The sequence below is a fragment of the Paraburkholderia sp. RAU2J genome, assembly GCF_003634845.1.
GTDB classification, from domain to species: Bacteria; Pseudomonadota; Gammaproteobacteria; order Burkholderiales; family Burkholderiaceae; genus Paraburkholderia; species Paraburkholderia fynbosensis.
This window is the reverse complement of record NZ_RBXG01000002.1, coordinates 2803890-2819259: the sequence shown is the minus strand read 5'-3', so window position 1 is coordinate 2819259 and position 15370 is coordinate 2803890. Positions and strand designations below refer to the sequence as shown.

The window sequence follows — 15370 nt, the reverse complement described above, 5'->3', positions numbered from 1 at the left end:
ACTGTATCGCGATTCGGCAAATCTTGCTTTGCGGCTGACACACGCCGGTAACGAACGTGCCTCAAAGAAACGTGCGGGAAGAAAGCAATATTTTACAATCCCGTATATATTTCCGGGTTATGACCTCGCAACCCCAAACTCCAATTAACGTCCCGCCACCCCGCACGTGGGACGCCCGGCTCGCCCGCCAGCTCGTGACTCCGCTGGTGAACAGCTGGGTTACGCCGAATCACCTTACTACGCTGCGTCTGCTGATCGGCGTGGCAGGCGCGCTGTGCCTCGCTCATGGCCAATTCGCCTGGGCCAATGTGGGCGCGCTGCTGATCGTGCTATCGAATTTTGTCGATCACACGGACGGCGAACTCGCGCGCATCAGCGGCAAGTCGAGCCGGATCGGTCATTTTTACGACCTCGCGTGCGACGCGCTCGTCACCGTCATGCTGTTCGTCGGCATGGGCGTCGGTGTGGGCGCCTCGCAGTTCGGCGGCCTGAAGGTCGCGCCGGGCGTGCTCGGCGCGCTGGCCGGCGTGGCTGTCGCGCTGATCTTTTTCCTGCGCATGCGCATCGAGGAAATGGCGGGCAAGGCGGGCACGAAGCAGGCATCGGTCGGCGGCTTCGAAACGGAAGACGTGCTGTACCTGCTGCCGATCGTCACGCTGACGAACGTCGTGATGCCCTTCGTGGTGGTCGCGTCAATCGGCGCGCCGCTCTTCGCCGCGTGGGTCGTGGTCGACTACTGGCGTGTTGCGCGCCGCACTGCGGGGGCTTCCAAAACCAGTCAAACGTGGGCTAGTGAATGAGTACGCACGCCGAAGACGACGTGATCGCAGCGGTCTCTGCCGACGCTGCTTCCGCTGCGGCGCCGGCCGCGCCGAATGCCGACCGCGCGGTCGCGAACCGCACGCGCACGTTCGACACGCCGCGTCTGCGCAAAGACTTCGCCGCTCAGGACGCGTTCCTCTATCTGGAAGACTTTCTCGCGCCCGAAGTCACGGCCCAGCTCATCCACAGCGCGCGCGCGCTGCTCGACGAGGTGAACCGCAACTACCTGCCGGGCCACAAGCAGGGTGGCAGCGTGAGCCGGCACACGATCGACCGCCTCGCGCCGTTCATCGCCGAGCTGTATCGCTCGAAGGAACTGATCGGCTGGCTCGAACAACTGAGCGGCGACAAGCTGCAGGTCTCGCCGCTCGACGACCCGCATGCCTACGCGTTGTACTACTACACTCGAGCGGGCGACCACATCGGCTGGCACTACGATACTTCGTACTATGACGGCCGTCGCTACACGCTGCTGCTCGGCGTGATCGACGACTCGTCCTGCCGGCTCGACTACGAATTGCACACGCGCAATCCGGACATGCCGGATCAGCCGGGCTCGGTGCAGATTCCGCCGGGCGGTCTCGTGTTTTTCGACGGCGACAAGCTGCGCCACCGCGTCACGCCGGCCGGCGCGAACGAGATGCGCGTGTCGCTCACATTCGAATACGTCACGGACCCGAACATGCGGCCGTGGCGCCGCTTGATCTCGAACATGAAGGACGCGATTGCGTACTTCGGTTTCCGCCAGGTATTCCGTCAACTCGCCGCGCGCGGCAAGGACCGCGCATGAGCCGCGCGGCCCTGCTTCTGCTGTCGATCGGGACGGCGCTGTTCGTCGGCCTGCTCGCCTGGCAGGGCTTCGGCTCGGTGGCCTCGACGCTGCTCGCGGCGGGGTGGGGGCTCGCGCTCGTCGCGGCGGTTCACGTCGTGCCGCTGGCGCTCGACGCCGCCGCGATCTCCGTGTTGTTCGAGCGCCGCCGCCATGGCGCGCATCACGATCTGTCGTTGCGCGACGCGCTGTTCGCGCGCTGGATCGGCGAATCGGTGAATAGTCTGTTGCCGGCCGGACAGATCGGCGGCCCGGTCGTGATGGTGCGGCAACTCGCTCAACGCGGCATGCGCATGCGCGAGGCCGCCGCCGCGATCACCGTCAGTACGACCGCGCAGGCGCTCGCGCAAATCGTCTTCGCACTGGGCGGGCTGCTGCTGTTCGGCGCGTATGCCGCCAACGGCGCGCTGCATGACCTGCAAACCGCGACGCTGATCGCCACCGGCGTGCTCGGCGCGATGATCGTCGGTTTCTACTATGCGCAGCGGCGCGGCCTGTTCGGCCGACTGCTCGGCGTGGTCTCGAAGGTCTTCGGCAAGCGCGACTGGTCCTCGCTGATGACACGCGCGGAAGCTGTCGACGCCGCCGTGCAGGCGTTGTACCGCGAGCGCCGCAAGGTAGCGGCGAGTTTCGCGTTGAGTCTCGTCGGCTGGATCGTCGGCACGGTCGAAGTGTGGCTCGCGCTGCGCTTTCTCGGCCATCCGGTCGACTGGATCGACGCGCTGTTGCTCGAGAGCATCGGGCAGGCGATTCGCGGCGCGGCGTTCATGATTCCGGGCTCGCTCGGCGTGCAGGAAGGCGGCTATCTGCTGCTCGCGCCGCTGGTCGGGTTGCCGCCGGATGCGGCGTTGGCGTTGTCGCTCGCCAAGCGTGCGCGCGAAATCCTGCTAGGCTTGCCGGGGCTGCTGGTTTTGCACTTCAGCGAAAGAAGCTGGCAACGGCGGCGCGCCACGGCGCGCGTGCCGGTTGCCGATTAATCTCCGTATTTTTTCAAAGGACCGCGCATGCGTGCCATCATCCTCGCGGCGGGCCTCGGCCTGCGTCTTCAGCAACCGCCGCAAGCTCAGTTCCCGAAATGTCTGTTGCAGTTCGACGGCATGAGCCTGCTCGAACGGCATCTGCAAATGCTCGAAACCGCTGGCGTGACGGACGTCGTGCTGGCGCTCGGCTTTCAGCCGGAATCGGTGCAGGCGGAGCTGCAGCGCATCAACTGGCCGCGCAAGGTGGAAACCGTGCTGAACCCGCGCTTCGATCTGGGCAGCGTGCTGACGGTGCATACGGTGGCCGACGCGCTCACGCGCGGTGGCGACGTGCTGCTGATGGACGCCGACGTGCTCTACGACGAGCGCATTCTGAGCGCGCTGGTGGCGGGCGAGACGGTCAACCGCCTGCTGATCGACCGTGATTTCGAAGCCGGCGACGAGCCCGTCAAGCTATGTCTGAAGGACGGTGTGCCGGTCGAATTGCGCAAGCAGCTCGCGGTCAATCTCGAGTACGACACGATCGGCGAATCGGTCGGCTTCTTCCGTTTCCGCCAGGAAACCGCGCAACGTTTCGCCGAGATCGTCGCGGGCTATATCGACAGCGGCCGGGCCAACATGCCGCACGAGGAAGCCGTGCGCGACCTGTTGCTGGAGCGCAGCCAGGTGTTCGATACCGCCGACGTGACCGGCGCGCCGTGGATTGAAATCGACTTCCCGAACGACGTTGCCCGCGCGAGCACCGAGATCCTGCCGCAACTGCAACCGCTCGTCAGCGCGTCGCGCTAAGCGGCTTCCGCAGGTATCCCGCTGCATCCTGCTGTATCGCGAAGGTGAACCGGCTGTACGCCGCTTCACCTTCGTTGCGTTTTGCGCGCCCGTCGCAGGACGCACGACGAAGCGGCGCACGCACGCGTGCGCACCTGCACGAAAGCCTTCGCGCACCGCCCCGTGTCGCCGCTGCAATGCCATAATCGACTCTTTACCTCGACGGCCTAGCAGCCCGTCGTCATGCCAATGCCTCTCGCTTTAGGCGCCTTCATCGTGCCGCTGATCGTCGCGTGCGCGATGTTCATGGAAAACGTGGACGGCACGGTCATCGTGACGTCGCTGCCGGTTCTGGCACGCGACCTCGGCCAGGATCCCATCACCCTCAAGCTCGCGGTCACTGCCTATGTGATCGGCCTCGGCGTGTTCATCCCGATCTGTGGATGGGTGGCCGACCGCTTCGGTTCGCGCACGGTGTTTCGCACGGCAATCGGCGTCTTCATGGCCGGCTCGCTGATGTGCGCGGCCTCCACGTCGCTCGGGACCTTCGTGGTCGCGCGCTTCGTGCAGGGCATCGGCGGCGCGATGATGGTGCCGGTGGGCCGCATCATCATTTTCCGTTCGGTGCCGAAGTCCGAGTTCATTCGCGCCGTCAACTATCTGACGGTGCCGGCCTTGCTCGGGCCGGTGGTCGGACCGCCGCTCGGCGGCTTCATCACGACGTATCTGCACTGGCGTCTGATCTTCGTCATCAATATTCCAATCGGTCTGCTGGGCATCTGGCTCGCGAACAAGCACATCGCCAACGTGCTTGAAGCGCATCCGGGCCGGCTCGACTGGACCGGTTTCCTACTGTCCGCGAGCGGTGCGTCGCTGTTCATGCTCGGGCTCTCGCTGGTGGGCGGCGAACTGGTGCCGACGAGCGCGTCGATCGGCATGTGCGTGGCCGGTGTGGTGCTGCTGTTGCTGTACGCGCTGTACGCGAGCCGCGTTGAATTGCCGGTGCTCGATCTGCGGCTGCTGCGCATTCCGAGTTTTCATGCGAGCGTGGTGGGCGGTTCGCTGTTTCGCATCGGGCTCGGGGCGGTGCCGTTCCTATTGCCGCTCGCGTTGCAGGAAGGTCTGGGCATGACCGCGTTCAGAGCGGGGTCGATCACCTGCGCATCCGCGTTCGGATCGATCTTCATGAAGGCGGCGGCGTCGCGCATTCTCGGACGATTCGGCTTTCGCACCGTGCTGATGTTCAACGCGGCTTGCGCGGGCGCGGCCATCGCCGTGTACGGATTGTTCTTTCCCGGCACGCCGCACTGGCTGATCTGGTGTGTCGTGCTGTTCGGCGGTTTCTTTCCGTCGTTGCAGTTCACGTCGCTGAACACCTTGGCGTATGCGGATATTCCGAGCAGCGACGTCGGCCGGGCGACGAGTGTGGCGAGCGTGATCCAGCAGATTTCGTTGGGACTCGGCGTGACGATCGCGGGTATCGTGCTGCAGATTTCTCACAACGTGCAGGGTCATTCGAGCATCGTGTTCTCGGACTTCTGGCCGGCGTTTCTCGTGGTCGGCCTGTTCTCGGTCATGTCGATTCCGGTCACCGCGCGTTTGCCGCGAGACGCCGGCGATGAAATCGCGCGGGGTAGCCGCGGGCGGGCGTGAAGCTGAACGGGTGAGGTGGTCATTGGCGATGGCGTTGTGTTTGCGGTCGCATTGACGCCTCATCGTTTCGTCGCTGCTGATGATCGATGCGTGCGCCACTTTTTCTCTCCCGCAATCACGCCGCCGTCACCGCCTTCCGACGCACTCGCGCGAGCCCCGTTTTTGTGTACCGCTACATGCGCCCTACGAATTGTCGCGACTTCGCAAAGCGTCACTTCGCATGTTATAAGCCCAAGGCAGTTTGAATCGTTGTCAGATGAAACAATCGTCCTGGGGGTATTCATTGAGCTTGTTCCGCAACGCCAAAGCTTCAGCCAGCGGATTCGCGCTGGTCGCACTCGTTTGCGTATCGACCGCTTTCCTCGAGGCCACGCCGGCCATTGCGAAGGCGCCCGGGAAAGCGCAGCCCGCTATCCTCACGGCCTCCGCGATCGCGGTGGCCGACAAGTACAGCGCCGACGCCGCCGAGCAGATCTTCAAGCAAGGCGGCAATGCCGTCGACGCAGCCGTCGCGATTGCCTTCACGCTTGCCGTGACGTATCCGGAAGCGGGCAACATCGGCGGCGGCGGTTTCATGACGCTCTATGTCGACGGCAAACCGTACTTCCTCGACTATCGCGAGCGCGCTCCGCTCGCCGCGACCAGGAACATGTACCTCGACGACAAGGGCGAGGTCATCAAGGGCATGAGCCTGTTCGGGTATCGCGCGGTGGGCGTGCCGGGCACCGTCGACGGCATGTGGCAGGCGCAGCGCCGCTTCGGCAAGCTCAAGTGGAAGCAGGTGCTGGCGCCAGCGCTTCATTACGCGCGCGACGGCTTCGAAGTCAGCGAGCAATTGCAGGAACGTCGCGACGCGGCCGCGAAAGAGTTCGCGGGCAAGACCAACTTCGACACATACTTCGCCAATCTGAAGCAGGGCGTCAACTTCAAGCAGCCGGATCTCGCGGCGGTGCTGCAGCGCATTTCAGATCAGGGTGCGAAGGATTTCTACTCGGGCAAGACGGCCGATCTGATCGCCGCGTCGATGCGCGGTCATGGCCTCATCACGAAGGCCGATCTGCAGCAATACAAAGCCGTGTGGCGTGAACCGATCCAGGCCGACTGGAACGGCTATCGCGTGTACACTGCGCCGCCGCCCAGTTCGGGTGGCATCGGCCTCGTGCAACTGCTGAAGATGAAGGCCGATCTCGCGCCCGACTTCAAGGGCGTGCCGCTCAATTCGCCGCAATACGTGCACCTGATCGCCGAGATCGAGAAGCGCGTGTTCGCCGACCGCGCCCAATATCTCGGCGACCCCGACTTCTACAAGGTGCCGGTCGCGCAATTGACGAGCGACGCGTATATCGCGAAGCGCGCCGCCGAAGTCAATCCGAGCTCGCCGTCGGACACGAAGAGCGTGCAGGTGGGTCTCGGCACCAGCATGCCGGAGAAAGCTGAGACCACGCACTTCTCGGTGATCGACAAGTGGGGCAACGCGGTGTCGAACACGTACACGATCAACGGCTATTTCGGCTCGGGCGTGGTGGCAGACCGCACGGGCATCGTGCTGAACGACGAGATGGACGACTTCTCCGCGAAGCCGGGCGTCGCGAACATGTTCGGCGTGGTCGGCAGCGACGCGAATTCGATCGAACCGAAAAAGCGCCCGCTCTCTTCGATGAGCCCGACGATTCTGACGAAGGACGGCAAGGTCGCGCTCGTGATCGGCACGCCGGGCGGCTCGCGCATCTTCACGTCGATCTTCCAGGTGATCAACAACGTGTACGACTACAACATGCCATTGCCGGAAGCCGTCGCCGCGATGCGCTTTCATCATCAGCTGTTGCCGCCGAACACGATTTTCTGGGAGCCGTACAAGCCGATCGACGGTGAACTCGCGCAGCAGATCGAAGCGAAGGGCTACACGCTGAAGGGGCAGAATTTCAGCGGCGACATCCAGGCGATCAAGGTCAATGGGGATACGCCGGAAGCGGCTGCTGATCCGCGTGGCCGTGGGGTCACGCGGGTGATTCAGTAAGCGGTGCTGGATTGGGACCGCCGCGTGTTGGCGGCGGTCTTGGCGAGTGCCGGGTAGAGCTTCATGCAGGCCGGCTATTGGCTCTCCATGTTCTAGCGCCGACCCGTACGTCCTACCCACAGCGCAACAAAAGCGGCCTGCCGCCGGCCGCTTTCCTCAGCTCGCCTGCTCGACCGGCGTCACCGTCAGTTCGAGCCGCTGCGCGCCGCGCAGCACGGTCACGCCGACCGGCTTGTCGATCCGCGACGCGTCGAGCGTGCGTTGCAGGCCATCGACATCCTGCACGCTTAGCCCATCGATCGCGACGATCGTATCGTCGGTGCGCAGACTGCCGAGCGCGGCCGGGCTGCCTTTGACGATCTCCATCACGTGCACGCCGCTCTCCGAACTCAAGCCGAAATACCGCTGCACGCGCCGCGATAACGGCGCCGTGGTGCCCGCCACGCCGATATACGCGCGTCGCACGCGGCCGTGCGCGAAGATCTGCATGATGACCCACTTGGCCGTATCGATCGCGGTCGCGAAGCAGATTGCCTGCGCGCCCGGAATGATCGCGGTATTCACGCCGATCACCTGGCCCGCCGAATTGATCAGCGGGCCACCCGAGTTGCCGGGATTGAGCGCGGCGTCGGTCTGGATCACGTCGTAGATCATGCGGCCGGAGTTCGAGCGCAGCGAGCGGCCGAGCGCCGACACCACGCCCGTGGTCACCGTTTGCGCGAGGCCGAGCGGATTGCCGACGGCGATCGCAATCTGCCCGACGCGCAGCTTCGACGATTCGCCGAGTTCGACGTGCGGCAGCGGCTCCGGCGAGCCGATCCGCAATACGGCCAGATCGCTGCCGGGGTCATCGCCGACCAGATCGGCGTCGAACTTCGCGCCGTCGGCGAGCGTCACCTGAATATGCGTGGCGCCATGGACGACGTGGCTGTTGGTGAGCAGATAGCCGTCGGGCGTGAACAGAAAGCCCGAGCCGGTGCCGCCGCGCGCGCCTCGGCCGCGCCCGGACGGCTCGCCGGGCAGCCGGCGTTCGACGGAGATGAAGGCGACCGCCTGCTGGACGCGTTCCAGCGCACCGATCACGGTGCGGGAGTAGGCGTCGAGCAGGGCGTCGTCGGATAAGGGGTTGAGCGAGTGGGGCCCGGGGGCGTCGGATGCGGCGCGCGACAGGTCATCGATGAAGCGTGGGCGGCTTCCCATGGCGATGCTCCGGATAAACGGAATCGCAGATGCGGGGCGCGGTCGGGGTTTTCAAGGGCGCACGCGGGGTGGGGCGGTCGGGTCCGCTGTGAGACACTTTCCTCATGCGTGGGTTGGGTGAGCGCCGCGTCATGAGCCGCCGCCCGCGTTCCGACTACGCCGAGAAGGAGACACGTATGCCCGCATCCACCCCCTCATCCTCTTCCGACGCGCCGACAGAGCCGCGCATCGAGTCGCTCAGCGCCATCACGCTGGCTACCCGCGATATGCCGCGCGCCGTCGCGTTCTATGAAGCGCTCGGTTTCCCGATGAAATACGGCGGTCCGCAGGAGGCTTTTACATCTTTCGCATTCGGCGGCGCGTACCTGAACCTGATCGTCGATACGCGCGCGCCGGTCAACTGGTGGGGGCGCGTGATCTTCTACGTCTCCGACGTCGACGCGCTGTACCGCAAGGCACTGGCCGCGGGCCTGAGGCCGTCGCTCGAACCATCCGACGCGCCGTGGGGCGAGCGCTATTTCCATATCACCGATCCGGACGGTCACGAACTGAGCTTCGCTCGGCCCTTGTATTAGCGCCGGGTGCGCGCGCGAAACTCGCTATCATCGTCACTATTCGCGGCGCGTGCCGATCGCACGCGCGCAGCGAACGCGCCCGCCGCCGCGCAGCCGTCCGGATGGCCGCAGCGGTAACATGCCTGACACCTGGCGCTTCGATAATCGAACGCGTCTGCGTCGCGTTGGCCGCGCGCCTAACCATTTCTGTTGCCAGGAGAGCCGCAATGAAAGAGCAGGACCCGAGACCTGAAGCCGAATGGCTGGCAGAGCGGCAACGCCGTTTCGAGGAAGATCTCATCGATGCGTACGACGAGGAACTCGAGATGGAGGTCGACGACCGCATCATCGACGGTGCGGACGGCTTCACGCCCGAGCATCGCGAAGCACGCAAGATGTACTTCCGCGAGTTGTTCCGCCTGCAGGGCGAACTCGTCAAACTGCAGGACTGGATCGTGCAATCCGGTCATCGGCTCGTCGTCATTTTCGAAGGACGCGACGCGGCCGGCAAGGGCGGCGCGATCAAGCGCATCACGCAGCGCCTCAATCCGCGCGTGTGCCGCGTGGCGGCGCTGCCCGCGCCGAACAATCGCGAGCGCACGCAATGGTATTTCCAGCGCTATGTGTCGCATCTGCCGGCGGGCGGCGAAATGGTGCTGTTCGACCGTAGCTGGTACAACCGCGCGGGCGTCGAGCGCGTGATGAATTTTTGCAGCGACGAAGAGTACGAAGAGTTCTTCCGCTCGGTGCCGGAATTCGAAAAGATGCTGGTGCGCAGCGGCGTGCAGATTCTCAAGTACTGGTTTTCGATTACCGACGAAGAGCAGGAGATCCGCTTTCAGAACCGCATTCACGATCCGTTGAAGCAGTGGAAACTGAGCCCGATGGATCTGGAGAGCCGGCGCCGCTGGGAAGCCTATACGCAGGCGAAAGAGGTGATGCTGCAGCGCTCGCATATTCCCGAGGCGCCGTGGTGGGTCGTGCAGGCCGTCGACAAGAAGCGCGCGCGGCTGAACTGCATCCAACATCTGCTGAGCCAGGTGCCGTATCACGAGATCGAGCATCCGACCATCGAACTGCCGGCGCGCGTTTATCACGACGAGTACAGCCGTCAGCCGGTGCCCGAGTCGATGATCGTGCCCGAGGTGTATTGAGCGGACACGCTCCGGCCCAATGCAAAAAGCGCGGCGAGGCCGCGCTTTTTTTATGCCGCGCGCGGCCAGCCGCGAGACTGGCCGCCCCCGGCTCGGCGAATCTAGAACACCGCGCGAAACACCCAGTACAAGCCTGCCGCCAGCGCGATCGATGCCGGCAGCGTCAGTACCCACGCCAGGATCAGGCTGCGCACGGTGGCCCATTGCAGGCCTGAGCCGTTGGCCGCCATGGTGCCCGCCACGCCCGAGGACAGCACGTGCGTCGTGGAGACCGGCAAGCCGTACATATCGGCGGCGCCGATCGTCACCATCGCGACCATCTCGGCCGAGGCGCCCTGTCCATATGTCAGATGCTGCTTGCCGATCTTCTCGCCGACCGTGACGACAATGCGCTTCCAGCCAACCATCGTGCCCAGCCCCAATGCGATGGCGACCGCGACCTTGACCCATGTCGGGATGAACTTGGTCGCGTGATCAGTTTGCGCCTTGAAGTTGCTGATGATTTTGGCGTGCTCCGGTGCGAAGGCCGGCTGGTGCGATTTCAGCATCAGACGGATTGCTTCGGACGCGACGTACATGTTGTTGCGCACGTTATCGACGCTGCCTTGCGGCACGGCGGCCAGCGAACCCGACGCGCCGACCTGTGAGCCGATCTGTTCGGTCAATTGCTGCAACGCCGGCAACGTGGCGGGCGTCAACTGGCGGGTGCGCACGAACGCTTCGACATCGGCGCGCGGATCCGTGGAAGGCGCGGCGCCCTGCGTGTAGTGGGCGAGCGCCCCCGCGGTTTGCTGCGCGACCGCGACGAAGGTTTGCGTTTCCGCCGGCGTGACCGCTTTGTTCAGCGCATACGCGGTCGGCACCGTGCCGATCAGGATCAGCATGATGAGGCCCATGCCCTTCTGGCCGTCGTTCGAGCCGTGCGCGAACGACACGCCCGTGCAGGTCAGAATCAGCAGGCAGCGAATCCAGAACGGCGGCGGTTCCTTGCCCTTCGGTTCGGCATACAGCGCGGGCACGCGCACCACGGCTTTCAGGATGAGCAGCAGCAAACCGGCCGCGAGAAAGCCCACCAGCGGCGAAAACAGCAAGGACTTGCCGACGCCGAGCGCCTGAGTCCAGTCGACGCCGCTCGTCCCGTTGGTGCCGTGCATCAACTGGTTCATGAGACCCACGCCGATGATCGAGCCGATCAGCGTATGCGAGCTCGACGACGGCAGGCCGAAGTACCAGGTGCCGAGATTCCAGATGATCGCGGCGATCAGCAGTGCGAACACCATGGCGAAGCCGGCGCTGCTGCCCACCTGCAGGATCAGTTCGACCGGCAGCAACTGCAGGATGCCGAAGGCGACCGCGCCGCTCGACGTCAGCACGCCGAGGAAATTCCACGCGCCGGACCACACGACCGCGAGATTCGGCGCCAGCGAGTGTGTGTAGATCACGGTGGCGACCGCGTTGGCGGTGTCATGGAAGCCGTTGACGAACTCGAAGCCGAGCGCGATCAGCAGCGCGACGCCGAGCAGCAGATACGGAAGAACCGAGCTTTCGCGGACCGGTTGCAAGTCGTCCAGCAAGTGCACGGCGCAGTAGACGGCGCCGACCGCGATGACGGCGAGGAAGATGAACAGGCTGATATTGCGCCCTTTACCGCCTGCGGCTGGCTGCGGATACGAAAGTTCCGGCATGACGTAAGCCCTGAAGTTTGTCGCGGAGCTTCCGATGCTGCGGGGGCTGTGTGTCGTAATGATGACAGGGACGTGGCGGCCCGGCGCAGGCGCAAGCGCGGGGAATGGCGCGGGTTCAGGCCGCGCGCGATATAGGCTGAGCGCCTGCCAAATGGCGGATAGCGATGATTGGATATCCGAAAAGCGCTAGCGGGTTTCAGCTTTGCGAAGCCGTGGCGAGGAGCGGTTACAAGTGAAGCGCAAACGGAAGGCGCAAACGCGACTACGAAGCCGCAATGATCTCCCCGCTCGCACTGCCCCCCAGCGTGCGTTTGTACGCTTGCGCGACCATCGCGGCCGGCACGCCTTGCGACGGATCGCGGCCCATCGACTCCAGCGTTTCGGCGACCCAGCCAGGACTCACTGCATTGACGCGGGCCTTGCCGCGCAATTCGAGCGCCGCGGCACGCACGAACGCTTCCACGCCCGCATTGACGACGCTCACGGCTGCGCTGCCTTCCATCGGCTGTTGCGCGAGCACGCCGCTTGTCAGCGTGAAGCAACCGCCTTGCGACACGTGAGCAGCGCCGCGACGCACCAGATTGATCTGCCCCATCAGTTTGTTGGCAAGACTAAACGAGAAGTCGTCGTCGGAGAGCGATGCGAGCGGCGCGAATTTGGCCGCGCCCGCGGTGCAGATCACGGCGTCGAGCGTGCCGGCCTCACGGTACATCGACTCGATCGTTGCCTTGTCCGACAGATCCACGTGCAGATCGGAACCCTTGCGGCTGGCGGTGACGATCTCGTGTTCGGGCGAAAGCAGCTTCACGACTTCGCTGCCGAGCAGACCCGTTGCACCGACGATAAGTACTCGCATACATCCTCCTGACGCGAAAACGCGTCCGCTCACGGTGAAGCAGGAATCGCGGCCCCGCATGTTCAGGATAGTGGCTCACCTCCCGGCACGCCATCGATTGCGGAAAAGTGCGGCTGCGGCGGCGCGGGGCAACGCGTTACGCGGCTTTCCCGCCGCACGCTCTGCAGAGAAAACGCCGGGTGCCCCTTGGGAACTATTTTTGCTACGCTGCCAGTGACGTCCCCAATAAAGCCGATTCAAGGAGTATCGATGAAGCGAGACAGCGGGAAGATGGACAAACAATCCGCCAGCGGCGATCGGCCGGTCAATCCGGCCAGCACAGCGCCCTCGGCGCAAGCGGCGTTCGCCTCATATGCGGCGCCGCTCGTCGGTCATGCGGTCGAATACGCGAGCGCGGTGCGCGAGGACGCGTCGCCCGAAGCCCTGCACAAACTGCGCGTTTCGCTGCGGCGCCTGCGCTCCTTGTGGTGGGCCTTCGCGCCTTTGCTCGAGAAGGACGAGAGCATTCGTCAGCGGGCGCTGTTCAAATATCTCGCGACGGCGGCTGGCAAGACGCGCGACTGGGACATCCTGATCGAATTGCTGTCGCTGGAGGACAGCGGCGCACACGACATCACGCCCAGACTCCAGGAAGCGCGTGGCAGCGCATTGGCGGTCAGCCGCGAAACGCTATCGAACGCTGACGTGAAACATCTGCTGCGCGAAGCGCTCGCCGGTGCGTCTAAAGAATTGAACACCGCGCACGAGCGCATGCCGTTGCGCAAATTCGCCGCACGGCGCGTGGACGCCGCAAAGCGCTCGTTGAAGAAACGCATGAAACGCGCGAACCGTGCCAGACGTTCGGATTACACAGCGTTCCACGACGTGAGGAAGGCGGGCAAAAAACTGCGCTATCTGCTCGATTTTTTCGAACCGGTTCTGAAGGGCAGTTGTAAAAGCACCGCCAGGCGTGTCAAGCGGATTCAAAAACGCTTCGGTGCGCTGAACGATGTCGTCGCCAGCGAGGGCTTGCTGCGTGAGCATGCCGCATCGCTCGCCGGGTCCGGCGATGCTGGAGCGACGCTCGATTGGCTCGGAAAAGAGCGCAAACGCCGCATGCGCACGGCGGCGGCTCTGCTGCGCAAGCGGTGACGGACTGACGAGCGGGCTCAAGAGCCGGACCACGTCGCTACGCGTCTGGCGGCTTATATAACGACATGGGGCGGAGCGTCCGCACGCGCCGGGCCGTGCGGATCACTTGTCAAGGAGGCGCTGCGCACGTGGCACGTCAAACGCTTTCGCTGCGCCGTCGGCTGCGCAAGACACTGCACGCGGCCGGAGCCGGCGTGACGCGGTATGTGGGCAACCATCCGCTGGTCGCCGGGATGACCGGCACGCTGGTCGCGGTGGCGATGGCGGGCTTGACCTTGCTCACGCTCGGCATGGGCCGCGCCGACGCGCTCGATCACGCGCGCCAAACGTCGCAGAACCTCGTTTCGATCATTTCCAGCGACCTCGAACGCAATGTCGAAATCTACGATTTGTCGCTGCAGTCGATAGTGGACGGCGCCCGCGACGAGGCCGCGCTAGCGCTTCCCCCCGAGGTGCGCCGCGAGGTGCTGTTCGACCGCGCGACCACCGCCGCCTATCTCGGCGGCGCCTATCTGATCGGCCCGAACGGCGAGGTGCTCGCGTCGCAGAACGACGAGGTCCATGCCACCGTTCGCTTCGACGATCGCGACTATTTCCTGGCGCATCAGCGCAGCCCGAGCGTCGGCCTATATTTCTCGCACCCGTTCCATTCGCGTCTGCGCGACGGGAAACTGTCGATCGGTCTCACGCGGCGCATCGACGGCGCCGACGGCGCATTTGCCGGCGTCGCGCTGCTGGCTATTCGCATCGAGTATTTCCAGCATCTGCTGGACCGCATCGACACCGGCAAACTAGGCTCGGTGTTCGTCGTGATGGACGACGGCACTTTGCTCGCGCGCAAGCCGTTCTCCGCGCGCGATATCGGCTCGAGCATAGCGAAGTCGCCGACGTTCGAACGGATGTCCGCGCACGATGCCGGTACGTACGAGGCGGTGTCGGCGATGGACGGCGTGCGGCGCATGTACACCTACGCTCGCGTGCCGGGCACGCCGCTGATCGCGGCGGTGGCGCCCGCCGTCGATGAAGTGCTCGAACCGTGGTGGCATCGCAGCCGTATCGCCGGCGTGCTGACGCTGACATTCGGCGCGGTGGTCGTGATGGTCTCGTGGCTGCTGGCGTTCGCGTTGCGCGACAAGCTGCGCGCGCAGGCCGCGCTGATGCGCCTCGCCGCGACCGATCCACTGACCGGGCTCGGCAATCGCCGCGTGCTCGATAACCGGCTCGACGAAGAATGGCGGCGTGCGCGGCGCAGCGGGCAGCCGTTGTCGGTGCTGTTCATTGACATCGATCACTTCAAGCACTTCAACGACGCGTACGGTCACGCAAGCGGCGACGAAGCGTTGACCACGGTGGCCGAATGCATCTCGGCGGTGGTGCGGCGCTCGGTCGACGTGGTGGTGCGCTACGGCGGCGAGGAGTTCGCGGTGGTGTTGCCGGAGACGTCGGCCGAGGGGGCGCTGAGCGTCGCCGAGAAAATCCGCCGCAAGGTGCAGGGCCGGCATGTCGTGCAAAGCCATGGTGACGGGGCCACGGTGACCGTGAGCGTCGGCTGCGCGACCGGCGTGCCCGCGGCGGGCGAGCGCGCGCTCGATCTGCTGGCCGCCGCCGACCGGCAGCTTTACGCAGCCAAAGCGGGCGGGCGCAACCGGGTCAGTTCGGCGCAGGGAATGGCGCCTTCGATGGCGCACGACCCGTCGGCGTGAGAGGGGCTTGGCTTGGGG

General features: G+C 64.9%; 13 protein-coding genes. 10 read left to right on the top strand and 3 right to left on the bottom strand.

Annotated features, from left to right (window positions below; all coding sequences use genetic code 11):
- The first annotated feature begins 119 nt into the window (after positions 1-119).
- From B0G69_RS30180 to ggt, 6 genes are all read left to right on the top strand, one after another.
- Positions 120-800, top strand: a complete 681-nt coding sequence (locus tag B0G69_RS30180) for a CDP-alcohol phosphatidyltransferase family protein (RefSeq protein ID WP_121323549.1) — start codon at positions 120-122, stop codon at positions 798-800.
- Complete coding sequence (locus B0G69_RS30175) at positions 797-1612, top strand: 2OG-Fe(II) oxygenase (RefSeq protein WP_121323548.1); 816 nt, start codon at positions 797-799, stop codon at positions 1610-1612. The genes B0G69_RS30180 and B0G69_RS30175 overlap by 4 nt, the downstream gene beginning before the upstream one ends.
- Positions 1609-2628: a lysylphosphatidylglycerol synthase domain-containing protein gene (locus tag B0G69_RS30170; protein ID WP_121323547.1), complete on the top strand. Its 1020-nt coding sequence runs from the start codon at positions 1609-1611 to the stop codon at positions 2626-2628. Before B0G69_RS30175 ends, B0G69_RS30170 begins: the two co-directional genes overlap by 4 nt.
- 27 nt (positions 2629-2655) lie before the next feature.
- The gene (locus B0G69_RS30165) at positions 2656-3420 is read left to right on the top strand and encodes a phosphocholine cytidylyltransferase family protein (protein WP_121323546.1); all 765 of its coding nucleotides are present in this window, start codon (positions 2656-2658) and stop codon (positions 3418-3420) included.
- A 228-nt stretch (positions 3421-3648) separates the two neighbouring features.
- Positions 3649-5052, top strand: coding sequence for an MFS transporter (locus tag B0G69_RS30160; RefSeq protein WP_121323545.1), 1404 nt, complete (start codon positions 3649-3651; stop codon positions 5050-5052).
- Between the two features lie 283 nt (positions 5053-5335).
- Positions 5336-7069: a gamma-glutamyltransferase gene (ggt, locus tag B0G69_RS30155; RefSeq protein WP_121323966.1), complete on the top strand. Its 1734-nt coding sequence runs from the start codon at positions 5336-5338 to the stop codon at positions 7067-7069.
- A 156-nt stretch (positions 7070-7225) separates the two neighbouring features.
- Here the strand turns inward: ggt and B0G69_RS30150 are convergent, their stop codons facing one another.
- Positions 7226-8269 carry a trypsin-like peptidase domain-containing protein gene (locus B0G69_RS30150; protein ID WP_121323544.1) on the bottom strand — a complete coding sequence of 348 codons (1044 nt, stop codon included), beginning with the start codon at positions 8267-8269 and terminating at the stop codon, positions 7226-7228.
- Positions 8270-8445: 176 nt separating this feature from the next.
- Between B0G69_RS30150 and B0G69_RS30145 the strand changes: the two genes are divergently transcribed.
- Complete coding sequence (locus B0G69_RS30145; RefSeq protein ID WP_121323543.1) at positions 8446-8844, top strand: VOC family protein; 399 nt, start codon at positions 8446-8448, stop codon at positions 8842-8844.
- Between the two features lie 206 nt (positions 8845-9050).
- A complete protein-coding gene (ppk2, locus tag B0G69_RS30140) occupies positions 9051-9977 on the top strand; it encodes a polyphosphate kinase 2 (protein WP_121323542.1) in 927 nt (308 codons plus the stop codon).
- A gap of 101 nt (positions 9978-10078) precedes the next feature.
- Here the strand turns inward: ppk2 and B0G69_RS30135 are convergent, their stop codons facing one another.
- Both B0G69_RS30135 and B0G69_RS30130 read right to left on the bottom strand, forming a co-directional pair.
- Positions 10079-11662 carry an inorganic phosphate transporter gene (locus B0G69_RS30135; protein ID WP_121323541.1) on the bottom strand — a complete coding sequence of 528 codons (1584 nt, stop codon included), beginning with the start codon at positions 11660-11662 and terminating at the stop codon, positions 10079-10081.
- Between the two features lie 262 nt (positions 11663-11924).
- Positions 11925-12518 (bottom strand): short chain dehydrogenase, encoded by a 594-nt coding sequence (locus tag B0G69_RS30130; protein WP_121323540.1) that lies wholly within the window; start codon positions 12516-12518, stop codon positions 11925-11927.
- A 249-nt stretch (positions 12519-12767) separates the two neighbouring features.
- Between B0G69_RS30130 and B0G69_RS30125 the strand changes: the two genes are divergently transcribed.
- The gene (locus B0G69_RS30125) at positions 12768-13649 is read left to right on the top strand and encodes a CHAD domain-containing protein (RefSeq protein ID WP_121323539.1); all 882 of its coding nucleotides are present in this window, start codon (positions 12768-12770) and stop codon (positions 13647-13649) included.
- A gap of 128 nt (positions 13650-13777) precedes the next feature.
- Positions 13778-15352 (top strand): diguanylate cyclase, encoded by a 1575-nt coding sequence (locus tag B0G69_RS30120; protein ID WP_121323538.1) that lies wholly within the window; start codon positions 13778-13780, stop codon positions 15350-15352.
- The last annotated feature ends 18 nt before the right edge of the window (positions 15353-15370 follow it).